The organism is Polaromonas sp., from assembly GCF_013817205.1.
Classification (GTDB): domain Bacteria; phylum Pseudomonadota; class Gammaproteobacteria; order Burkholderiales; family Burkholderiaceae_C; genus Polaromonas.
This window is the reverse complement of record NZ_JACDDD010000049.1, coordinates 1-22,035: the sequence shown is the minus strand read 5'-3', so window position 1 is coordinate 22,035 and position 22,035 is coordinate 1. Positions and strand designations below refer to the sequence as shown.

The 22,035-nt window shown below is 64.0% G+C and carries 22 protein-coding genes; 12 read left to right on the top strand and 10 right to left on the bottom strand.

The window, feature by feature from the left end; translation table 11 throughout:
* Window positions 1-120 precede the first annotated feature (120 nt).
* From H0W47_RS12160 to H0W47_RS12140, 5 genes are read left to right on the top strand one after another with little or no spacing between them, the layout of a single operon-like run.
* The gene (locus tag H0W47_RS12160) at window positions 121-1,158 is read left to right on the top strand and encodes a lactonase family protein (RefSeq protein WP_296924668.1); all 1,038 of its coding nucleotides are present in this window, start codon (window positions 121-123) and stop codon (window positions 1,156-1,158) included.
* Window positions 1,159-1,168: 10 nt separating this feature from the next.
* Window positions 1,169-2,749 (top strand): galactarate dehydratase, encoded by a 1,581-nt coding sequence (gene garD, locus H0W47_RS12155; RefSeq protein WP_296924666.1) that lies wholly within the window; start codon window positions 1,169-1,171, stop codon window positions 2,747-2,749.
* A gap of 18 nt (window positions 2,750-2,767) precedes the next feature.
* Complete coding sequence (gene garL / locus H0W47_RS12150) at window positions 2,768-3,550, top strand: 2-dehydro-3-deoxyglucarate aldolase (RefSeq protein ID WP_296924664.1); 783 nt, start codon at window positions 2,768-2,770, stop codon at window positions 3,548-3,550.
* A 25-nt stretch (window positions 3,551-3,575) separates the two neighbouring features.
* On the top strand, window positions 3,576-4,463 hold the full coding sequence (gene glxR / locus H0W47_RS12145; RefSeq protein WP_296924662.1) for a 2-hydroxy-3-oxopropionate reductase: 888 nt from the start codon (window positions 3,576-3,578) through the stop codon (window positions 4,461-4,463).
* 36 nt (window positions 4,464-4,499) lie between these two features.
* Window positions 4,500-5,477 carry a tripartite tricarboxylate transporter substrate binding protein gene (locus tag H0W47_RS12140; RefSeq protein WP_296924660.1) on the top strand — a complete coding sequence of 326 codons (978 nt, stop codon included), beginning with the start codon at window positions 4,500-4,502 and terminating at the stop codon, window positions 5,475-5,477.
* Window positions 5,478-5,580: 103 nt separating this feature from the next.
* On the opposite strand, the gene H0W47_RS12135 is transcribed toward H0W47_RS12140, so the two are convergent.
* Entirely contained in the window at window positions 5,581-7,113 is a 1,533-nt protein-coding gene (locus H0W47_RS12135) for a glycine betaine ABC transporter substrate-binding protein (RefSeq protein ID WP_296924658.1), read from the bottom strand.
* 115 nt (window positions 7,114-7,228) lie between these two features.
* On the opposite strand from H0W47_RS12135, the gene H0W47_RS12130 reads away from it, so the two are divergent.
* Window positions 7,229-7,867, top strand: a complete 639-nt coding sequence (locus tag H0W47_RS12130; RefSeq protein ID WP_296924656.1) for a glutathione S-transferase N-terminal domain-containing protein — start codon at window positions 7,229-7,231, stop codon at window positions 7,865-7,867.
* Window positions 7,868-7,949: 82 nt separating this feature from the next.
* Here the strand turns inward: H0W47_RS12130 and H0W47_RS12125 are convergent, their stop codons facing one another.
* The gene (locus H0W47_RS12125) at window positions 7,950-8,990 is read right to left on the bottom strand and encodes a VWA domain-containing protein (RefSeq protein WP_296924655.1); all 1,041 of its coding nucleotides are present in this window, start codon (window positions 8,988-8,990) and stop codon (window positions 7,950-7,952) included.
* Between the two features lie 95 nt (window positions 8,991-9,085).
* On the opposite strand from H0W47_RS12125, the gene H0W47_RS12120 reads away from it, so the two are divergent.
* Window positions 9,086-9,670, top strand: a complete 585-nt coding sequence (locus H0W47_RS12120; protein WP_296924653.1) for a histidine phosphatase family protein — start codon at window positions 9,086-9,088, stop codon at window positions 9,668-9,670.
* A gap of 114 nt (window positions 9,671-9,784) precedes the next feature.
* Here H0W47_RS12120 and H0W47_RS12115 read toward each other — a convergent pair whose 3' ends face one another.
* The 7 genes from H0W47_RS12115 to H0W47_RS12085 form a co-directional block, all read right to left on the bottom strand.
* Window positions 9,785-10,060 (bottom strand): DUF4389 domain-containing protein, encoded by a 276-nt coding sequence (locus H0W47_RS12115; RefSeq protein ID WP_296924651.1) that lies wholly within the window; start codon window positions 10,058-10,060, stop codon window positions 9,785-9,787.
* A 284-nt stretch (window positions 10,061-10,344) separates the two neighbouring features.
* The gene (locus H0W47_RS12110; RefSeq protein ID WP_296924649.1) at window positions 10,345-11,019 is read right to left on the bottom strand and encodes a hypothetical protein; all 675 of its coding nucleotides are present in this window, start codon (window positions 11,017-11,019) and stop codon (window positions 10,345-10,347) included.
* Window positions 11,020-11,177: 158 nt separating this feature from the next.
* Window positions 11,178-11,807: a YdeI family protein gene (locus H0W47_RS12105; protein WP_296924647.1), complete on the bottom strand. Its 630-nt coding sequence runs from the start codon at window positions 11,805-11,807 to the stop codon at window positions 11,178-11,180.
* Window positions 11,804-12,352 carry a GNAT family N-acetyltransferase gene (locus H0W47_RS12100; RefSeq protein ID WP_296924645.1) on the bottom strand — a complete coding sequence of 183 codons (549 nt, stop codon included), beginning with the start codon at window positions 12,350-12,352 and terminating at the stop codon, window positions 11,804-11,806. The genes H0W47_RS12105 and H0W47_RS12100 overlap by 4 nt, the downstream gene beginning before the upstream one ends.
* The gene (locus H0W47_RS12095; protein ID WP_296924643.1) at window positions 12,349-12,705 is read right to left on the bottom strand and encodes a VOC family protein; all 357 of its coding nucleotides are present in this window, start codon (window positions 12,703-12,705) and stop codon (window positions 12,349-12,351) included. The genes H0W47_RS12100 and H0W47_RS12095 overlap by 4 nt, the downstream gene beginning before the upstream one ends.
* Window positions 12,706-12,767: 62 nt before the next feature.
* Window positions 12,768-14,048 carry a phosphatidylserine/phosphatidylglycerophosphate/cardiolipin synthase family protein gene (locus tag H0W47_RS12090; RefSeq protein ID WP_296924641.1) on the bottom strand — a complete coding sequence of 427 codons (1,281 nt, stop codon included), beginning with the start codon at window positions 14,046-14,048 and terminating at the stop codon, window positions 12,768-12,770.
* On the bottom strand, window positions 14,045-14,254 hold the full coding sequence (locus tag H0W47_RS12085; protein WP_296924640.1) for a DUF3606 domain-containing protein: 210 nt from the start codon (window positions 14,252-14,254) through the stop codon (window positions 14,045-14,047). The genes H0W47_RS12090 and H0W47_RS12085 overlap by 4 nt, the downstream gene beginning before the upstream one ends.
* Window positions 14,255-14,558: 304 nt before the next feature.
* Here H0W47_RS12085 and H0W47_RS12080 point away from each other — a divergent pair, with 304 nt between their 5' ends.
* A complete protein-coding gene (locus tag H0W47_RS12080; protein ID WP_296924687.1) occupies window positions 14,559-16,892 on the top strand; it encodes a transglycosylase domain-containing protein in 2,334 nt (777 codons plus the stop codon).
* A gap of 129 nt (window positions 16,893-17,021) precedes the next feature.
* The gene (locus tag H0W47_RS12075; protein ID WP_296924638.1) at window positions 17,022-17,435 is read left to right on the top strand and encodes a nuclear transport factor 2 family protein; all 414 of its coding nucleotides are present in this window, start codon (window positions 17,022-17,024) and stop codon (window positions 17,433-17,435) included.
* Between the two features lie 8 nt (window positions 17,436-17,443).
* Here the strand turns inward: H0W47_RS12075 and H0W47_RS12070 are convergent, their stop codons facing one another.
* A complete protein-coding gene (locus H0W47_RS12070) occupies window positions 17,444-17,866 on the bottom strand; it encodes a MerR family transcriptional regulator (protein ID WP_296924636.1) in 423 nt (140 codons plus the stop codon).
* A gap of 207 nt (window positions 17,867-18,073) precedes the next feature.
* On the opposite strand from H0W47_RS12070, the gene H0W47_RS12065 reads away from it, so the two are divergent.
* The 3 genes from H0W47_RS12065 (at window position 18,074) to H0W47_RS12055 (ending at window position 21,725) form a co-directional block, all read left to right on the top strand.
* The gene (locus H0W47_RS12065; protein WP_296924634.1) at window positions 18,074-18,658 is read left to right on the top strand and encodes a DUF2889 domain-containing protein; all 585 of its coding nucleotides are present in this window, start codon (window positions 18,074-18,076) and stop codon (window positions 18,656-18,658) included.
* A gap of 112 nt (window positions 18,659-18,770) precedes the next feature.
* Window positions 18,771-21,143: a transglycosylase domain-containing protein gene (locus H0W47_RS12060; RefSeq protein ID WP_296924685.1), complete on the top strand. Its 2,373-nt coding sequence runs from the start codon at window positions 18,771-18,773 to the stop codon at window positions 21,141-21,143.
* Between the two features lie 324 nt (window positions 21,144-21,467).
* A complete protein-coding gene (locus tag H0W47_RS12055) occupies window positions 21,468-21,725 on the top strand; it encodes a hypothetical protein (RefSeq protein WP_296924632.1) in 258 nt (85 codons plus the stop codon).
* The last annotated feature ends 310 nt before the right edge of the window (window positions 21,726-22,035 follow it).

Here is a 22,035-nt window from a genome sequence, read left to right as displayed (position 1 = left end):
TCTTTTCACCCTTTCAACGCCCGTCAACGTCATGAACCCGTCTTCAATCAGCGCAAGTAGCGTTCCATGCCCCGCATCAACCTGTTGCGAAAGTATGTTTCCCTGTTGGGAGGCGCAACCATGATGGCTGCGCCCGGCGCCGCCGCCCCGGCCACCTGGGTCTACGTTTCCAACGCAGACAGCCAGGACATCTCGGTGTTTCACCTGGACCGCGCGGCAGGCGCACTGAAACCCGTGGCCACGGTGCCGGTGGGCGGCGTGGCCATGCCCATGGTGGTGAGTCGTGACAAAAAATTCCTGTACGTGGCCAGCCGCTCACAACCTTTTCGCGTACTCACATTTGCCATCGACGGTGCAACAGGCGGCTTGAAGAAACTGGGCGAATCCGCGCTCGCCGACAGCATGGCCAGCATTGACATCGACGCCTCGGGCCGCTGGCTGCTTGCTGCCTCTTACGGCGGCAACAAGATCACGGTCAATAGCATAGGCGCCGACGGTCTGGTGGGCGCCGTGCAGCAGCTTATTCCCACAGCGCCGAATGCCCATGCGATCCACCCGGATCCTGCTGGCCGTTATGTGTTTGCCACCAGCCTGGGCGGTGACAACCTGTCGAGCTGGCGCTTTGACGCCAAAACCGGCCAGCTCACGGCTAACGACCCGCCACTGGTCAATGTCGCGCCCGCCAAAACCGGTCCGCGCCACTTCCTGTGGAACAAGGCCCAGACACACGTCTATCTGCTCAATGAACTCGACGGCGGCGTGGATGTGTTTGCCTATGACGGCACCAAGGGCGCGATGCGCCATCTGCAGCGCAGCTCTGTCATGCCCGCCGGCTTTACGGGCAAGCCCTGGGCGGCAGACCTGCAGTTGTCGGCCGACGGGCGCTACCTGTACGGTTCAGAGCGCACGTCCAGCACGCTGACCACCTTCAAGGTGGATCCGGCCACCGGCCTGCTGCAAACCGCCGGCACAACACTTACCGAAAAAACGCCGCGCAGTTTTGCTGTGGACTCCAGCGGCAAATTTCTGGTGTCCGCTGGCCAGGGCTCACACGCCGTGTCGCTGCACTCGATTGATGCGGCCACGGGTGTGCCGGGGACTGCGATCAGCCAGCCGGCCGGCAAAAACCCGAACTGGGTAGAAATTGTTGACTTCTGAAAAACTTCTGATGGAAGCTGCCAGGGTCACCCCGCTCTTCATCCGCATGCACGATGCGGACAACGTCGCCATCGTCGCCAACAACGGCGGCCTGCCGGCCGGTGCGGTGTTTGCCAATGGCTTGACGCTGGTTGACCGCGTGCCACAAGGGCACAAAGTGGCGCTGATCGATTTGCCCCAGGGCAGCGCGGTGTTGCGTTACAACGTGCCGATTGGCTACGCGCTGAAAGACATTCCCGCCGGCAGCTGGGTGCATGAGCGCCTGCTCGATATGCCCGCCGCACGCGGCCTGGTCGGCTTGCCCATGGCCACCGTGCAGCCGCCCGCCCCCGCGCCGCTGGAGGGTTACACCTTCGACGGTTACCGCAATGCCGACGGTACGGTGGGTACGCGCAACATTCTGGCCATCACCACCACCGTGCAGTGTGTGGCCGGTGTGGTGGACTTTGCAGTCAAGCGCATCAAGGACGAGTTGCTGCCCAGATACCCCCATGTTGATGACGTGGTGGGTTTGGAGCACAGCTATGGCTGCGGCGTCGCGATTGACGCGCCCGATGCCATCATTCCCATCCGCACCCTGCGCAACATCACACTGAGCCCCAACTTCGGCGGTGAGGTCATGGTGGTCAGCCTGGGCTGCGAGAAGCTGCAACCCGAGCGCTTTCTGCCGCCGGGCAGCTTTGCGATTGTTGATGAGCGCCAGCAAACTGAGGCCGCACTCGATGTAGTTTGCCTGCAGGCCGACAAACATGTGGGCTTCATGTCCATGATTGACTCCATTCTGCAAGCGGCCGTGCCGCACCTGGAGCGGCTCAATGCGCGGCGCCGCGAGCCGGTGCCGGCCAGCGCGTTGGTGGTGGGTGTGCAGTGCGGCGGCAGCGACGCGTTTTCCGGTGTCACTGCCAATCCGGCAGTTGGTTTTGCCACCGACTTGCTGGTACGCGCTGGCGCCACGGTCATGTTCTCTGAAACCACCGAGGTGCGTGACGGCATCGACCAGTTGACATGCCGCGCCAGCACGCCCGAGGTGGCCGAGGCCATGATCCGCGAGATGGCCTGGTACGACGCCTACCTGAAAAAAGGTCAGGTGGACCGCAGCGCCAACACCACGCCCGGCAACAAGCAGGGCGGTTTGTCCAACATCGTCGAAAAAGCCATGGGCTCCATCGTCAAGTCGGGAAGCGTACCCATCACCGGTGTGTTGTCCCCCGGCGAAAAGCTCACACACAAAGGCCTGAGCAGCGGCCTGGTGTACGCCGCCACACCGGCCAGTGACTTTATCTGCGGCACATTGCAACTGGCCGCCGGCATGAATCTGCATGTCTTCACTACCGGCCGCGGCACGCCTTATGGCCTGGCTGCGGTGCCGGTGATCAAGGTTGCCACGCGCACCGACCTGGCCACGCGCTGGCACGACCTGATGGACATCAACGCCGGCCGCATTGCCGACGGCCAGGCCAGCATTGCCGACGTCGGCTGGGAGCTGTTTCACCTGCTGCTTGAAGTGGCCAGCGGCCGCAAAAAAACCTGGGCTGAACACTGGAAGCTGCACAACGCGCTGGTGCTGTTCAACCCCGCCCCGATTACCTGACGCTACACAAGGCCACCCATGACCCAAGCCATACCGTATCAACCCTTTCCCAACAGTTTCAAGCGCGACTTGCTGGCCGGCAAAAAGCTGATTGGCTGCTGGTCCTCGCTGTCCAACGCCATCACCACCGAGGTGCTGGGCGTTGCCGGTTTTGACTGGATATTGCTCGACGGTGAACATTCACCCAACGATGTCAGCACCTTCATCCCGCAGCTGATGGCGCTGAAAGACAGCGCCAGCGCGCCTGTGGTGCGGCCATCGTCGAACAACGAGGTCGAGATCAAGCGCCTGCTGGACGCCGGTTTTTATAACTTTCTGGTGCCCTTTGTAGAAAGCGCGGCTGAAGCCAAACGCGCCGTGGCCGCCACGCGTTACCCGCCCATGGGCATACGCGGCGTGTCGGTGTCGCAGCGCAGCAACCGTTATGGCACGGTGCCCGATTACTTCAAGTGCATCAACGACCACATCTGCGTGATGGTCCAGATCGAAAGCATTGCTGGCACTGCAGCAGCTGAAGAGATCGCCGCCACCGACGGTGTCGATTGCATGTTTGTCGGCCCGTCCGATCTGGCCGCCGGCCTGGGCCATCTCGGCAATGCCGGCCACCCGGAAGTGCAGGCCGCGATGGTGAAGATCTTTGCCGCCGCCAAGGCGCATGGCAAGCCGATCGGCATTCTCGCGCCGGCAGAGGCCGACGCGCGTCGCTACATGGACATGGGCGCCACCTTTGTCGGTGTCGGTAGTGACCTGGGCGTTTTTCGGGCAGCCACACAGGCACTGCACGACCGCTACTGCAACTGATTTTTAGCAACACGAAAGACAAGACATGAGCAAGCTGGGTTTTATCGGTCTGGGCATCATGGGCGCGCCCATGGCCACTCACCTCATCAAGGCCGGTCACGAGGTGTTCCTCACCACTCGCAGCAAGGTGCCTGCCGACCTGCTGACCGGCAAGGCCGTGGCCTGTGCTTCGGCGCAAGAGGTGGCCGAAAAGGCCGACATCATTTTCATGATGCTGCCCGACACGCCCGACGTGGCCAAGGTGCTGTTTGACGACAAGGGCGTGGCTGCCGGTCTGTCCAAAGGCAAAACCGTCGTCGACATGAGCTCCATCTCGCCGATGGACACCAAAGAATTTGCGAAGAAGATCAACGCCCTCGGCTGCGACTACCTCGACGCCCCCGTCTCCGGCGGTGAAGTCGGTGCCAAGGCCGCCAGCCTGACCATCATGATCGGCGGCCCTGACGCGGCCTTCGAGCGCGTCAAGCCGCTGTTCGAGCTGATGGGCAAAAACATCACGCTGGTCGGCGGCAACGGCGACGGACAGACCTGCAAGGTAGCCAACCAGATCATCGTCGCGCTGAACATCGCGGCCGTGGGTGAAGCCCTTCTGTTTGCCAGCAAGGCCGGCGCCGACCCGGCCAAGGTGCGCCAGGCGCTGATGGGCGGTTTTGCCGCCTCGCGCATTCTGGAGGTGCATGGTGAACGCATGATCAAGCGCACCTTCAACCCCGGCTTTCGCATTGGCCTGCACCAGAAAGACCTGGGTCTGGCGCTTGCAGGTGCGCGCAGCCTGGGCGTGGCCCTGCCGCAAACCGCCAGCGCCGCGCAACTGATGCAGGTCTGCAGTGCCAACGGCATGCAGGACCTGGACCACTCGGCCCTGGTGCGTGCACTGGAGCTGATGGCTGGTCACGAGGTCGCCAAAGCATAAATGCAGTCATTTTCAAAACAAACTCAGCAAACCATCATGACCATCAACCGCCGCAAGGTTCTCGCTACATCCATGGCCCTGGGCCTGGCCGCTGCATCAGGCGTTCAGGCGCAAACCGCCGCCTGGCCGTCCAAACCCATACGCCTGATCGTGCCTTACCCACCGGGCGGCTCATCCGACATCATTGGCCGCTCCATCAGCCAGGCGCTGTCCGAAGCGCTGAAGCAGCCGGTGATTGTGGAGAACCGGGCCGGCGCCAATGGCAACCTGGGCGCTGACCTGGTGGCCAAGTCGGCGCCCGACGGCTACACCCTGCTGCTGTGCGACACCGGCGCGCTGGCCATCAGCCCATCGGTTTACACCAAGCTGCAGTTTGACCCGAGCAAAGACTTGCGCGGCGTCACCATGCTGGCGTATTCGCCGCACCTGCTGGTGGTGCACCCCTCGGTGCCCGCCAACAACCTCAAAGAGTTGGTGGCGCTGTCGCAAACCAAGCCGCTCAACTTCGCCGTGACCGCCATGGGCAGTGCGCCGCACCTGGCCGGTGTGGCCGTCGAGCGGGCCAGCAAGGCCAAGTGGCAATACATCCCCTACAAAGGGGGCTCGCAGGCGATCAACGACACCGTTGCCGGCCAGACCCAGGTGCTGATGAACGGCATGCTGGCCACCTTGCCTTTTGTGCAGAGCGGCCAGCTGAAGATTCTGGGCGTGTCCAAAGCCACACGCATGCCGCTGATCGGCAATGTGCCGACCCTGCAAGAGCAGGGCATCACCGGCTTTGAGTCCGGCACCTGGCAGGGTGTGCTGGTGGCCGCCGGCACGCCGCAGCCCATCGTCAACCGCCTGAACACCGAGCTGATCAAGATCATCCGCAGCCCCGAGATCCGCGCCCGCCTGAGCGGGCAGGGCGCCGAGGTGTCCACCATGTCACCGGCCGAGCAGGATGCCTTCTTTACCCAGGAACGCAAGCGCTGGGCCTCTGTGGTGGCTGCCGCCGGCATCAAGCTGGACTGAAAACTGCTATTGATTTAGTAGCTGCTTGCGCACGCCACCAAAGGGCTGGAGGCACATTTGGCATGTAATCCCCAAGCAGGACCGCGCTGGGGCGCGCAGCTGCCTAAGCGCCCCGGCGCCGCCGCAGCCAATGCTCTACCCCTTCAAACAGCGCCTCACTGAGCAGCGCCAGCAAGGTGGCGGGCAGGGCGCCGGCCAGCAGCAGCTCGCCATCGTTCAGCGCCAGTCCGGTCACAATGCGCTCGCCATAACCACCGGCGCCAATAAAGGCGGCAATCGTCGCCGTGCCGATGGCTATCGATGTGGCGGTGCGCACACCGGCAATGATGGTGGGCAGCGCCAGCGGCAGCTCAACCTCGCGCATGCGCTGGGCCGCCGTCATGCCCAGCGCCTGCCCAGCCAGGCGCAGACCGCCAGATACCTCGCCCAGCCCAGTGACGGTGTTGCGCATGATGGGCAGCAGCGCGTACAGCATCAGCGCAATCAGCGCCGGCACGGTACCGATGAGGCCCAGCAAAGAGATCAGCATGGCCAGCAGCGCCAGAGAAGGCACGGTTTGCAGCAGGCCGGTGGCGCCCAGCACCAGGGCGCGCAGGCGCGGGTGCGGAAACACCCACACCGCCAGCGGAATGCCGATCAGCGCCGCACCACCCACCGATATCAGCGTCAGCGCCAGGTGCTGCCGCGTCAGCCGCGCCAGGTCGGGGCCCAAGAGTTTGGCCCAGAAGCCGCGCTGGCCGGAGTCGTTCACCGCGCCCGTTCCACCGGCCTTGGCGTTGAGGTGATCCCGCGCAATGACATCAAACGCCACTCCTTTCAGCTCGGCCCGCGCGTTCATGGCAATCATCGCGGTTTCATTGATGCTGCCCTCCAGCTTTTGCAGCGCCACCCAGGCTTTGGGAAAACGCTGCGGCACATCCAGCCGGTACAGAAGCACTGCGTCATACCGCGGAAAGTACGCCTTGTCGTCGGCCAACACACGCAGGCCCAGGTGGCCAATTTTTGCGTCGGTGGTGTAGATGTCGATCACGTCCACCTGCTTTTGCGCTATCGCGTCATAGGCCAGCCCGTGGTCCAGCGCCACCGGTGTTTGCGGCGCGCCGTACTGCTGCGCCAGCCCCTTCCAGCCGTCGGCCCGGCCTATGAACTCGTTTGACAGGCCGAGTTTGAGCGCAGGGTGTTTGCCCAGGTCGCTCAGCGATGTGATGCCCAGGCGCTGCGCGGTGTCTTCTCGCATGGCGAGTGCATAACCGTCGTTAAAACCCAGCGTCAGCGCCACGCCCAGGCCTAGCGGCGCCAGCGCGGTGTTCATCGCCTGCAGCGTCATCGGCGCTTTGCTTTTCAAAATCTCCAGGCTGATGGTGCCCACGTACTCCGGATAGATGTCAATGCTGCCAGAGCGCAGTGCCTCATAAACAATGGCGGTGTTGCCCAGGCCCTGCAGCACCGACGGCGGCGTAGGCGTGTGCGGCGCAGCCGTCTGCGCCAGCACCTGCGCCAGGATGTAAGACTCGGTGAACCGTTTGGAGCCTATGCGCAGCGTGTCGTTGGCAGGCGGGGTGGTCAGGGCCAGGCTGCTGACAAGGGCCAGCAGCAGGGCGATGCAGGTGGTGAGGGCAGGGCAGCGGGGCGTCATGAGCCTATTGTGTCTGTCATACGCCGTGCCACGCAACCCGAATGCCGTTCGCCCCGAGGCTGTAGAAGCGCGCCTGTGGCAGACTGCTTCTGGCTCCCCTACAACACAAAACCCCATGACCATCCAGCTCTACGCCTTCGACACCCCCAACGGCCGCAAGATCAGCGTCGCGCTTGAAGAAATGGGCCTGCCTTACGAGGTGCATGTGGTGGACATCACCAAGGGCGAGCAGAACGCGCCCGACTTCCTCAAGATCAGCCCAAACAACAAGATTCCCGCCATCGTCGATACCAACGGCCCCGGCGATGAGCCCATCAGCGTCTTCGAGTCCGGCGCCATCCTGATCTATCTGGCTGAAAAGACCGGCACCTTTTTGCCCAACGACCCACGCGCCCGCGTGGCGGTCATGGAATGGCTGATGTTCCAGATGGGCGGCTTCGGCCCCATGCCCGGCCAGGTGCACCACTTCATCGCGCTGGACAACGAAGCCGACCGCCGCTACGGCCTGGAGCGCTTCATGACCGAGACAAAACGCCTCTACGGCGTGATGGACCGCCGCCTGGCCGATCACGCCTTCTTTGCAGGCGAAGAAATTTCGATAGCCGACTTCGCCATCGTCGGCTGGGTCTGGCGGCATGAGCGGCACCAGATCGAACTGGCGGATTTTCAGAATGTGTTGCGGTGGTATCGGGCGATGCTGGCGCGGTCTGCGGTGGCGCGGGGGTTTGCGGTGGCGCTCAAGCGTGGGGTGTGAGCCGACCAGCTGATGGAGAAGTGACGCCGCTGTTATGCAGTCTTCTTATGAACTGCGACCTCCAATCTCTCACCCTAAGTGTTCAAACAACCCGCCGAAACCATAGCAGCGACAGCACCCCAGCCGCCAGCGCCAACCCCGTCGACAGCAAAGCCAGCAAGGCCGTAACCTCGGTTTCGCGCGTCTGCACCTGCACCCTCGACCCGAGTTTCTCGTAGACGCTGCGCAGCGCTTCCGCCGTGCCCGCATGGTGGTACTCGCCGCCGGTCATGCGGGCGACTTCGCGCAGGGTGGGTTCGTCGAGTTGCAAATAGATGGGCATGCCTTCGGGCATGGCGGCGCCGGGTCCGTCCACGCTGCCCAGGCCGATGACATGAATGCGCACGCCGCGGTCGGCGGCCATTTTTGCGGCTTCCAGGGTGTCTACGCCGGTGGTGCGGCGGCCATCACTGAGCAGGATGATGGCGGCGGCATCGTAGGAGCCGGGTGCCACCGGCGTGATTTGTTGCGACGGAGGCTTGCCCTTGTCGTCCAGGCTGCGTCCGCGCGGCTTGAGGCCAAAGGTCAGCTCTTCCAGGTTGATGCCGTGGTCTGGAAACAGCTCGATCAGGCTGCTGACGATGGCGCTGCCGACCGCTGTGCCTCGCTGCATCTGGAAGCCGTCGATGGCCTTCACCAATGCCGGGCGGTCCAGCGTGGACACGTGCGCCACCTGGCTGCTGCCGGCGAAGGTCACCAGCCCGACCTCGACGTGTCTGGGCAGGTCCTGCAGAAACAGCTTGGCGGCCTCCTGCGCGGCCACCATGCGGGTGGGCTTGACGTCGCCCACGCGCATGCTGAGCGACACATCCATCGCCAGGATGACGGTGGTGCGCGCCCAAGGCAGTGGCACCCGCGCCATGGGCCGCGCCGCCGCCAGCAGCAAGCCGGCGAGGGCGAGCAGCAGCAGGGCGGCTGGAAGGTGTTGCCGCCAGCTGCGCCCGCTGGCTGCTGCGCGAACCATGCCCAGGTTGCTGTAGCGCACGGCCGGCTTGCCCGGGCGCCGCAGCAACCAGAGGTAAACCATCGGCAGCAGGGGCAGCACGAGCATCAGCCAGAGGTACTGGGGCGACTGGAAATACATGCGCTCATCTTGCCCCGGAAGCGATTTGCCGGCAACCGCGTGGGGCATTGCGGAATCGGCAACTTGCACCCACAACCCGCCGGGATAAGCCCGCTTTGTTAGCCTGTCGGCATGAAACGCCTGATCCTTCAATTTGCACATTTTTGGGCGTCGCGCTGCTGGCCGCTTCCGTATCCGCCGCAGCCGCAGACGCCTGGCCCGAGCTGATCGAGCCGGGCACCATCGTGCTGTTTCGACATGCCAACGCGCCGGGGGTGGGCGACCCGACCAACTTCAAGCTCAACGATTGCACCACGCAGCGCAACCTCGACGACAGGGGCCGGGCCGAGGCGTGCAGGCTGGGCGAGCGGTTCCGCAGCCGCAAGATCAAGGTAGATGCGGTGCTGACCTCCCAGTGGTGCCGCGGGCGTGAGACGGCGCGGCTGGCGTTTGGTGATCTGGCGACGGATGAGCCGGCCTTCAATTCGTTTTTCAGCAGATCGGCCGGGATCAGCGACGCGCAGACGGCGCAGGCCCGCGCCATTTTGTCGCGCTGGCGCGGCCCGGGCGCGCTGGTGGTGGTGACGCACCAGGTCAACATCACGGCGCTGACGGGGGGCTACGCGGCCTCGGCCGAGGGGGTGGTGCTGCGGCCCGCGGCCGACGGCAGCCTCAAGGTGCTGGGGCGCGTGACGCCCTGAATCCTGGTTTGCGCGGACGGCCAGTCCAGGTCACTGTTTGCTATGAAAGTGATAGCTGCCTGCGCAGGTCCACCCTGGGCTGAAGGCCGATTTGGCCATTAACCTTGATAACGATCAGGCCTCGGTCGTTGGCCAGTCGCTGAAGGGGAAGGGCGCGGCCTCGGTCGAGAAAGACACAAAGGCCGCAATCTGGCCGATGTAGCGCCCCACACTGCGGCCCAGGCTCTTCAGTCGTGGGTTGGGCTCGTCGCTAAAAGTGGCAAAACCCAGCTGAAGCAGCGCAATGACGATCAGCACCCAGGCGGCGAGCTGGAAGGCCAGGCACATCAGAAACATGAGCAGGGCGCGCATGGGCAGTTTGCGTGCCAGGACGACGGCGGTGGTGGTCAAGGTCGGCTCCTTCAAGGTAATCAGCAATGGTGCTGCTTCCATGATGGGGCCGGTTTGCGCTGCATCAAGCTTCTTTACGCCCGGCCGCCGGGCAAGCGCTGTCAATGCTGAAAAACCACGGACCAAGGTAACAAGATCGGCCCGGGCTCCTGACCGCCGGTGGTCAACTGCTATCTAAATAATAGCTGTCTGCGCAGGTGGGACGGGGGCTGAAGGCCGATTTGACCGAAAAAATGGGCATCCTGGCCGCAGACCGGGATGACGGGGGCTTTCGCCCCGCCAGCTCAGTTCGCCGCGAAGCAGTAGAACTTGCCCGAGCCGCCGGTGCGGATCAGTGCTTCCTGGCTGCAGCCGGCCGACTGGTGCGAGAAGTTCCATGACTTGGCCCAGTTGTCGGTGTTGGGGCCAACACGGTCGTGGTGCCCGACGATGGCCGAGCCCTCGGTCGAACTGGTCCAGGCTTTACAGGTGGTATCGGTCTGCGGTGCAAAAGCCGTGCCGTCCGAGCGCGAGCCCGTCAGGATGTCGTGTTCATTGGGCGTGTCGCCCCGGCCCTTGATGCCGTTGCCGCGCTCGTCGAGCGCGGTGTCCTTGCTGATGTTGTTGCCGTTGTGCAGATGGCCAAGGTCGCGGGCAATCAGCATGCCTTTGGCGTTGAACCACGGGCCCGCGCCGATGCGGTCGCGCGCATGGGTGGCGGCCCCGGCGGGTGTTGTGGGTGTAGCGAAGGTGGGCGGCGTGCTCAGGTAGGCGCGCCAGGTTTTTCCGGTGGAGCCGGCCGCTGTGGCCAGGCGCTGGCAGTGCGCATCGGCGCCAGCCAGGCCGCCCAGGTCAGCGCCCTTGCCGCTGCCCACGCTGGTGATAAAAAAGCTCATGGAGCCGGGACCGGGTGCGGTGACACAGGCAGTGAGCAGGGCGACGGCGACGCCCGCAGCAGCGAGACAGGAGAGTTTGCGCATGAGAGTTCCTTGGAGTGGTTGCAGGTTGGGTCAGGACATGCGCGTCTGTCTCGCAGAGGGCAGCGGGCTGTTCCTGACCGTATTGAACTCCAAGCCGACCGATGTCGTATCCGGGATGACCCACCCCCCCCTTTTTTTGCTCCCTGAGGCCTGTCAGGTCAGGCTCCGGCCGGGTTGGGCTTGCGCGCGCCCTGCGGGTACACGGTTTCCCCGCGCGCCAGCATTTGTGCGAAGTGTTCAATGCGCAGCGCCCGCGTCTCTGGCTTTTTCGCGGTCTGGATGCGGAACAGCACGGCGTAGCAGTTTTGCGCGCTGACGGTCGCGAAAAATTCTGCAGCGCCGGGCTGTGCGGCCAGCGCGGCTAGCAGGTCGAGCGGGATTTCGGCCTTGCTGGCGGGTGCGTAGGCGGCGTCCCAGCGGCCGTCGGCGCGGGCACGCTCGATCTCGGCCAAGCCGGCCGGCTGCATGTGCCCACTCTGGATGTAGCCCAGCGCCTTGTCCTTGTTGATCTGCGACCAGATGCTGCGCGGGCCGCGCGGACACCAGCGCTGCAGGTAGTAGTGCACGCTTTCGGCGTTGCGCTGGCCGTCGATCCAGCCGAAACACAGAGCCACCTCCAGCGCTTCCGGACTGGTCAGGGTGGCGGCGGGTGCGCCTTTTTTGGCGTGCCGCACCCAGACGGCCTTGCCGGCATGGTGCGTGTCCAGCCACTGCGCCCACTCGGCCTGGTAGCGGAACTGCAGGATGGCTTCGCCCTTGTGGGTGGTTGCTGCGGGCGTTGGGCTCATGGCTGTTCCGGGCGTTTGCAGATCATCAGCAGCGCCGTGCCGTCGGGTGTCAACACTTCACCGATGGGGCGAAAGCCGGCTTTTTCATAACAGCGGATGGCGCGTGCATTGCGCGGGTCCGGGTCGGTCTGGATGTGGGTCACCTGCGGGTCGCTGAACAGCTTCGCGACAAACGCCTTCACCATCGCCGTGCCCAGGCCACGCCCGAGATGCGCGGCGTCGGCAATCGACTGGTCGATGCCGCGCACGCCGGGGTCGGTTTCGTCTGCCCACCAGCCGCCGCCTGAATCTTTTGCCACATAGGACTGGATGTACGCAAAGGGCTGGCCGTCAAGCAGCGCGATGTGTGGCTGCACCTTGGCCGGGTCGGCAATCCAGGGGCCGTAGTCGGCCTCGACCTCGGCCAGGCTTGGCGCCTCGCCCCACCACTCGGTCCAGTGCGGGCGCGCCACCCACTGGTGCAGCAGGGGCAGGTCGGCTGTGGTCAGGGGGCGAAAGCTGAAGCGCCAGACCGTGTCATCGTCGGTGATGGAGGCCCCGCTCATTGGCTGGACCACACCGCCAGTTCATAGCCGTCGATGTCCATGAAGTGAAAGCGTCGCCCGCCGGGGAAGTCAAAAATCTCGCGGCTGACCTTGCTGCCGGCGGCGAGCACGCTCGCCTGCGCAGCTTCGAGTTTGTCGGCATAAAGAATCACCAGCGGGCCGCCGGCCGGCGTAGGGGGCGCTGTGGTGGTCAGGCCGCCTTTCATGGCGCCGTCGGAGAACTCGGCATATTCAGGACCGTAGTCGGCAAAGGTCCAGCCGAAGGCCTTGCCGTAGAAGGCCTTGGCTTTGCCTATGTCCCCAACATTCAGTTCGATGTAGTTGACGCGGCAGTTTTCGGGAGTGGTGGTCATGCAGCTGTTCCGGAAAGTGACAGTTTTATTGTGCACGGACGGCTCGCATCCCGCCTGTCACCTCAAAACACTTCATTGAACAAATAAAACCAGTTGTCCTTGAACTTGTGCCACAGGCCGCGCTGTTGCCAAGCCTTGAGCTCGATTTCTTGGCAGCGGTCCACGTACTTCTCAAACACGGCATCGAGCTGGCCGGCCAGGGCTTCGTCCTGGATGCTCAGCGTGATCTCGTCGTTGGTGTCGAAGGACCGGTCGTCGAAATTGCTGGAGCCGATGGCGCTCCAGACGCCGTCGATGGTCATCACCTTCTGGTGCAGCAGGGTGTGTGGGTACTCGAACAGGCGCACGCCGCACTTGAGCAGTTTCTCAAAATTGCGGTGACCGGCGTGTTGCACCATGGGGTTGTCTGAACCGCTCGTGGACGGCATCATCACGCGAACGTCGACGCCGCGCTTGACGGCTGCGCCAAAGGCGTCGATGGCCTCGGGTTCGGGGATGAAGTAGGGGTTCTGGATCCAGATACGTTTTTTGGCCAGGCAGATCACGGTGTGGTGAAGAATCTTCACCGCCGGGGCCGAGCCCTCGGGCTTGGCATAGGCGGCGTTGATGCTGACCTTGCCGGCAGGCGCCAGCTCGGGAAAAACATCGTCGCCGACAAAAAGTTCGCCGGTCTGGCCGCCCCAGTTCTCGCTGAAAGCCGCCTGCACGCTGTGCACGATGGGGCCGTGCAGTCGGACGCTGAGGTCAGCGTAATGTTTGCCGTCTTCGGCATTCCCCAGCCACGCGTCCACCACGCAGTGGCCGCCGACAAAGGCTTCCTTGCCGTCGATCACCGCGAGCTTGCGGTGGTCGCGCTCGTTCATCACACCGATGTTGTAGATGGAGCGCTCATGAAACATCACCACCCTGCAGCCGGCGGCTTCCATCTGCTTGCGCTCGCCCTTGCCGATTTCCTTGGAGCCTGTGGCGTCAAGCAGCACCCGCACCTGGACGCCGGCGCGCGCGCGTTCAGACAGCGCGTCAGCCAGGCGCTGGCCCAGCACGCCTTCTTTCCAGAGAAAGGTTTCAAAGTGAATGGTTTGTTGCGCCGCGCCCATGCGCGCGATCAGCACGTCGAAGAAAGCGCCGTTTTCTAGTAACTCAACCGAGTTGCCTGTCGTGACGCTCCCCAGGCTCAACCCGGCCAGCGAGGGCATCAGCGTGTCTATCGACGCGCCGCATTCAATCTTGAGTTTGGGACTGCGATGTCGCTTGATGGACCAGATGACCAGGCCCAACAGGACGATGATGCCAAGCAAAAGCGCCGAGGCGCCGTGCAGCGCGCTGCCAAGAAAGTCGCTCACGAGCCGCCAGCTTCGCGAACGCGGTCTGCGTTGGTGGTGCTGCGGGAGCCCTGGAGGTGCATTTCGACCTCGGCTGCCCTGTCCCCGACTGCGGCCACCGCATCGCGCAATGGGTCTTCCGTGCTTGAGAGTTTTTTGGCCCAGGTCGCGCACGCGGCGGGTTCGTTGACATCAATGCGGTCGGATTCTGCGCCGGGCTGGATCATGGAAATCTCCTGAGAGGGGGGGATAGTCGCTGCCGGTAGCCTAGGCCGGCCGGGTCGCCCCGCCTGTAGGCGGTGACCGCAGCCTGCTGAACGCGGCCGGCGACTGAATGTGAACACAGCCCGCGCCTGCGCGTGCCGATACCGACTCTGCCTGACGTCCTACAGATCCCCACTGGACCGTGCTCTAGGCTCCCCGCACATGAGTACAGAGCCCGATATCGATCCGAAAGAGCCCGCCCCTTCCCGCCTGCGCGTGTGGACTGCAGCCGTGGGCCATGGCCTGCGCCATCCGACCCTGCGCGGCATGGTCTTGGGGCTGCTGGCCGTGCCTGTTGTGCTGTTGATCTATGCGCTGGCGCTGATTCCCTTCACGCCCAGTATCAGCGACTTGCGCAAGGTCAAGGCGGCCAAGCCTTCGGTCGTGCTGACGGCCGACGGGCAGGAGCTGACGGTGTTCAGCCGCGCCAACCGCGAATGGGTGCCGCTGGCGGGGATTTCGCCGCATGTGGTGAACGCGCTGATCAGCACCGAGGATGCGCGCTTTTACGCGCACCGCGGCATGGACCTGCGACGCACGGTCGGCGCGGCGCTGCACACGGTGCAGGGCAGGGTGCAGGGCGGCTCGACCATTACGCAGCAACTGGCGCGCAATCTTTACCCCGAGGATATTGGCCGTTCACGCACCCTGACCCGCAAGATCAAAGAGGCCATCACCTCGCTGAAGATCGAGGCGGTGTATTCCAAGGACGAGATTCTTGAGACCTATCTGAACACCGTGCCTTTTCTCTACAACGCCTATGGCATTGAGATGGCGGCGCGCACCTACTTCGACAAAACTGCGGACACCCTGGACGTACTGGAAAGCGCAACGCTGATCGGCATGCTCAAGGGCGCGAGTTATTACAACCCGGTGGTGAACCCGGAGCGCGCCCTGCAGCGACGCAACACGGTGCTGGGCCGCATGGTGAGGCACCAGAAATTGCCAACCGAAGACCTTGCCGCGCTCAGGCAGCAGCCCCTCAGGGTGGACTTCGAAAGGCAGGAACCCGAGATCGGTCCGGCGCCGCATTTCACGCAGCAGTTGCGCCGCTGGCTGATCGAATGGGCTGACCGCAACAGCTACAACATTTATGCCGACGGCCTGGTGCTTCGCACCACCCTGGACTCACGCCTGCAAGCCATGGCCAACGAGGCGGTGGCGCGCCAGGCGGACAAGCTGCAGACCCTCTCGGATACGGACTGGGCACACAAATCCGGCTGGACCGTCAAAGGCAGCAAGCGCGCCCTGATGCTGGCCTTTGTGCGCGACTCGGCCGGGTACAAGGCGGCCATCGCCGCCGGCAAGGATGATGGGCAGGCGGTGGCGTCGGTGGCGTCAGACACGGCCTTCATGCAGAAGCTGCGCGAAGACAAGACGCGGCTGCAAGCCGGCTTCCTGGCGCTGAACCCCGCCAACGGCCATGTGCTGGCCTGGGTTGGCAGCCGCGATTTTGCCGTTGACCAGTTCGACCATGTGGCGCAGGCGCGCCGCCAGCCCGGCTCGACCTTCAAGCCCTTTGTCTACGGCGCAGCCTTTGAGAACGGCTCGCGGCCTTTCGACGGCTTCGTGGACCAGTCTGTGGACATTGCCCTCGGTGACGGCAGCTTCTGGCGGCCCAGCGACGGCGGCGGCCCCACCGGCGCGCCCATGACGCTGCGCGAAGGCCTGGTTTATTCCAAAAACACCATCACCGCTCAAGTCATGCAGATCGTCGGCCCGCAGCGAGTGGCAGCCTTGGCGCGCAGTATGGGCGTGCGCCAGAGCAAGCTTGACGAGGTGTTGTCGCTGGCGCTGGGCACCAGCCCGGTGACACTGAAGGAAATGGTGGCCAGCTACGCAACGCTGGCCAATGACGGCCGTTATGTGGAGCCCATGCTGATCACCCGCGTGGAAGACCGCAACGGCCGGGTGCTGCAAGAGTTTTCGCCTGCTGTGGCCGAGGCCGCCATGTCATCCAGCGCCGCCAACATGCTCGTGGACGTGATGCGCGGCGTGGTGGATCAGGGCACGGGCGCGGGCATCCGCAGCCGTTACGGCATACGCGCCGACGTGGCCGGCAAGACCGGCACCACCCAGGACAACACCGACGGCTGGTTCATCCTGATGCATCCGCAGCTTGTCGCGGGTGCCTGGGTCGGCTTCAACGACAACCGCGTGACCATGGGTGAGCGCTGGGGCCAGGGAGCGACCAGTGCGCTGCCCATGGTGGGCGAGTTTTTTCAGCAGGCGATCAAGGCAAAAGTGCTTGATGCGCGCGCCAAATTCACGGCGCCGGACGGGCTGAGCAAACAGGCGCCGCCGCCGGGCCTGGATCCGCTGCTGCTGCCGGGCGCGCCGCTGGTGGAGATCACGCCGGCCGAGCTACCACTGGGGAGCGCAGTGGCCGGTGGGGCAGCCGCTGTGCCGGCCCCTTCGGGCCAGCTTTCGCCGCCGCCGATCAAGTACGTGACCATCCAGATCCATTCGGCCGCGCCGCCGGCGGTAGCCGAGCTGCCGCCGGCGGTGCAGGCGCCGGACCCGCGTGTGGAGCAACCGGCCGCATCCCCGCGCGAACTGCCGGTTCTGCAGACCGTGCCGCCACCGGTGTCCGAGCCCTGACCGATCTGGTGGCATGGACCATGCGGACTGTGCCTGACGGTTTTGTGTGAAACAAAAACGCTTGACCTCGAGTGCACTCGAGCTTGCCCAATGCGCGTCCCTTCCCCTTTGTATGACGAGGACACCCACATGAGCACCTTACCTTCCACCGGCAACAAGCAGCTGATGCGATTCATTTTTACTGAACTGGCACAGGGCAATGGCCGGCCCTTTGTCGATGCCATGGCTGACAACTTCTGCTGGATCCTGACCGGGCAGACGGCCTGGTCGCGTCGTTACGAAGGCAAACAAGTGGTGCGCGAGCAGCTGTTCAAGCCTCTCTTTGCGCAGTTTGCCGGTACCTATGTCAACCGCGCCACCCGGTTTGTGGCTGAGGACGACATGGTGGTGGTCGAGTGCCGCGGTGAAGTCACCACCCACAAGGGGAGGTCCTACAACAACCAGTACTGTTATGTCTGCCGCCTGGCAGACGGCAAGCTGGTCGAGCTGGTGGAGTACCTGGACACGCAGCTGGTAGACACGGCGCTGGACGCGCCGGCCTGACAGAAAGTTCAAGGCAGCCGCTTACCGCCGCTTGCCGCGCGCACCAGCCATTTGTCGTACATCGCAATCTTGTGATCCATCAGCGTGGCCGCGGTGCGCAATTCTTCGGCGCGCTGCTGCACCTTCAACCGGTGTTGCGCCAGCAGCTCGCGGCATTCGGCCAGCGCGGGCTTGCCCTGGCGTACGCCGCGCGCATAGGCCTGCATGTCACGCACGCTCATGCCGGAGGCGCGCAGACGGTCCAGCAGGCCCAGCCACGCCACATGCGCCTGCGAAAACACGCGGCGGCCGCCCGCGTCGCGCGCGGCGCCGGGCATCAGGCGCTGGGCTTCGTACCAGCGGATAGTGTGCACGCTGCGGCCGCTCAGGCGCGCAAGCTCCCCGATGCGCAGTGTGGGGGTGTCTTGCAGGAAAAGGGGGGAACTGGCCATGGCCGCATTCTGTCGCAGCGGCTTGCCGGATTCAATCCCCCGGCGCTGACGTGAATGAATGTCGCTACAAAAATGATAGCTACTTACGCCCGGCAGTCATGGGCTGGCGGCCGATTCATTGACCAATGGACCGGCGTGTCGCCGCTGGCGCAGCAAGCGGCCCGGCTTGCGAGGAAAATGGTGCTTTCAGCCCGTCGAAACCTTTCCATGCCCTTGCCCGCCCCCCATGCCCGCCAACACCTGCACACCCGCGCCGTGGTCTACCGCGGCTACCTGCGTGAGGACGGCCTGTGGGACATCGAGGCCGAGATGACCGACGTGCGCACTTACGCGCATGCCCGCTCCGAGCGCAGCGTGCCGCCGGGCACGCCCATCCACAGCATGGCCATACGTGCGACGGTGGACGATCACCTGACCATCCGCGAGATGATCACCGCCAGCGACCACACCCCCTTTGACGAATGCCAGCAGGGGGTAGAACCGTTGCAGCAGATGGTGGGTGTCACCATGGGGCCAGGCTGGCGGCAGGCCATCGAGAAGGCACTCGGCGGCACACGCGGCTGCACCCACCTGCGCGAGCTGCTGTTCAACATGGCGACAGCGGCCTACCAGACGGTGCCGGTGTACCGCGGAAACCTGCGCGCCCAAGCGGGCCTGCCCGAGTCCGACAACGCCGGGCCGCCTTACCACCTGGGCAAATGTATCGCCTGGGATTTCAATGGCGCGGTGGTACAGCGCCATTACCCGCAATTTGCCGGCTGGCAACCGCTCAAGAAGGTCGGACCAGCCTGAATCCCTGAACCTGCGCCTGTCCCAACCCGTAACGACGAGCCAGCCCAAGCGCCTACACTGGCAGCCGATGAACAAGTTTTTCGACCTTTACGACCGCTTCCGGCCCGTTGTCATGACATCCGTCAAGACATGTGCCACGCGAGCCCTGTACCACCTGCGTCACCCGACCTTACGTGGCGTGGCCTTGTCACTGGCGGCCCTGCCTGCGCTGGTGCTGCTGTACGTGCTGCTGCTGATTCCTTTCACGCCCAGCATCCGCGACATCCAGAAGTCCAGGACCCAGCAGCCGGCCAGGGTGATGTCGATGGACAACAAGGAACTGGCCGCTTTCAAGGGCGCCAACCGCGGCCGCATCAAGCTGGCTGACATTTCACCCAATGTGGTGGCGGCGCTGATCTCCACCGAGGACCACCGCTTTTACGATCACCACGGCCTGGACTTCACGCGCATAGGCGGCGCGGTGCTGAGCACCTTTGGCGGTGAGCTGCAGGGCGGCTCGACCATCACCCAGCAGCTGGCGCGCAATCTCTACCCGGAAGAGGTTGGCCGATCGCGCAGCCTGACGCGCAAGTTCAAGGAGGTCATCACCGCGCTGAAGATTGAGGCCATTTACAACAAGGACGAGATCCTTGAGACCTACCTGAACACCGTCCCCTTTCTGTACAACGCCTTCGGCATCGAGATGGCGGCCCAAACCTATTTCGACAAGTCGGCCAGCAAGCTCGACGTGCTCGAAAGCGCTACCCTGGTCGGCATGCTCAAGGGCACCAGTTATTACAACCCGGTGATCAACCCCGAGCGCGCGAAACAGCGGCGCAACCTGGTGCTTGCCCAGATGGTCAAACACAACAAGCTTGACGCCAAAAAGCTTGAAGCCTTGAAAAAGCGCCCGCTCAAGGTGGACTTCGAGCGCCAGACCGAGCCGCTGGGCGACGCGCCGCACCTGACGCAGTTTCTGCGCCGCTGGCTGATTGAATGGGCCGACCGCAACGACTACAGCATCTATGCCGACGGGCTGGTGGTGCGCACCACGATAGATTCGCGGCTGCAAAAGCTGGCCAATGAGGCGGTCACCCGCCAGGGCGAGCGCCTGCAGGGCGTGGCCAACAACGAGTGGGGCCCGCGCGGATGGGCTGGCAGAAAAGATCTGGTGCGGGCGCTGGTGCGCGAAACGCCCGCGTACAAGGCCGCCAAGGAGCAGGGCGAGGCCGACGACGCCATCCTCCAGCGCCTGCAAGCCGATGCAGCCTTCATGCAGGCGCTGCGTCAGGACAAAACAAGGTTGCAGGTGGGTTTCATGGCGCTCGAGCCGTCCAGTGGCCACGTGAAGGCCTGGGTCGGGAGCCGCGATTTCGCGACCGACCCGTTTGACCATGTGCAGCAGGCGCGCCGGCAGGCGGGCTCAACCTTCAAGCCTTTTGTGTATGGTGCGGCTTTTGAAAACGGTGCGCGCCCCACAAACACCTACATGGATGACGCGGTTGAAATTTCACTGGGCGGCAACCAGGTCTGGCGGCCCACCGACAGCGGCGGGCCCAGCTATGCGCCCATGACACTGCGCCAAGGGCTGATGTATTCCAAAAATACCATCACCGCGCAAGTCATGCGAAGCGTCGGACCGGCCAAGGTCGCCGCGCTGGCGCAGGCGGCCGGCGTGCGCCAGAGCAAGCTGGAGGAGGTGATGTCGCTGGCGCTGGGCACCAGCCCGGTCACGCTCAGGGAGATGGTGGCCGCTTATGCCACCATCGCCAACAAGGGCAGCTACATTGAGCCCTTCATCGTCGCCAGTGTGGAGGACCGCAACGGCAAGGTCCTGGAAAGCTGGCAGGTCAAAGCGCCCGAGCAGGCCATGCAGGCGTCCACCGCCGAGACGCTGGTGGACGTGATGCGCGGCGTGATTGACCAGGGCACGGGCATCGGTATCCGCAGCCGTCACGGCATCCAGGCCGATGTGGCCGGCAAGACCGGAACCACGCAGGACAACACCGATGGTTGGTTCATCCTGATGCACCCGCAGCTTGTCGCAGGCGCCTGGGTTGGCTTCAACGACAACCGCATCACGCTCAATGACTACTGGGGGCAGGGGGCGCACAGTGCGCTGCCCATCGTGGGTGATTTCTTCTCGGCGTCGCTGCGCAGCAAGGTGGTCAATAGCCAGGTACGTTTTGATGTGCAAAAGAACTCCAGTGCGACAGCCCCACAGCCGTCCAATCCGATTAACGACTGGTTCAACGGCCTGTTCCCGCCGGTGGGTCGTGTGGTTCCTCCCTCCTCGCCTGACGGCAGTCCGAATCCTGGCTACCCGCCGCCGGTGCAGCAGCAGCCGGTGTATCCGCAAGCGGCACCGCCCGGTGTGGGCGTGGTGATTCCATCGCAGCCCGCGCCAGGCGCTGCGCCACCGGGTTATGTCGTGGTGCCGGGGAGGCCGGTCACGCCGCAGGAGCGCGGCAGTGGCGGCGGCATTCCCATCATTCGCGAATACTGATACTTCGTGCCAGACGCCGGCGACCGGCGCGCCTTTCATGCCGGTCCACTCCCATCTTTTATGAGCACCGGCTCCGCCACGCTGCCGGCGGACCACGCGCAGCTCGGTTCTGCATCCGTCCTTTGCCACCTTTGCGAGCAATGGCGGTGCAGCGCACATGCGATGCCATGCTGCCTGAGCTGTCGCGCACATGTCCGGTACGGTGTGGGTCCACTGCATCCGGCGTCGCGACAGCTGGAAGCCCCGGGCCTGATCGCGGCGCGACGGCAAAAGCGTGATTCAATCACCCCCCAAGGATCTCCACCGCAATCCACCCAGAACACCATGGCACCCGCTCAGGCAATCACCACCGACGACTACAAGCTGTTTCCGTCGCCACGCAACCGGCACCGCGTCATTTTTGCGCAGCAGGTGTTTGTGCCCTTCCCCTACATGCTGATCGACATGGACAGCTACGACTTCAAGGGCAAGTCCAGCCTGTTCGCGGCCTGCCGGCTCAGCGACGGCAAGATGGGGCAACTGGTGACGCTGGAGTTGCCGGAAGATGAAGCAAGGTTCAAGAAGCGGTTTGTGCCGGATTGACTGTTCGCGCCGACTTATGCATCAAATCGGCTTCAAGCCCCCGTCCATTGGGCGCAGAAAGCTATCAATACTGTAGCAAACAGCCGGCTCCCCGCTTGATACATACTGTGGTCCACCATGGCGACCGTTCCCCGAAAACCCACGAAAAACACGTCGCCGGCTGAAAGCAAACCAGTCAAAGCCGGGCCGCGTGCTAGCCCGGATATTTCACCAGTAGTCCGATGAGCACATGATTTGGGGCGCGCAGCGGCCGATGCGTGTCGTTCGTCGAATTGTCTGGGTACTGGATGGGTTTTGGCCAATTTAGGGC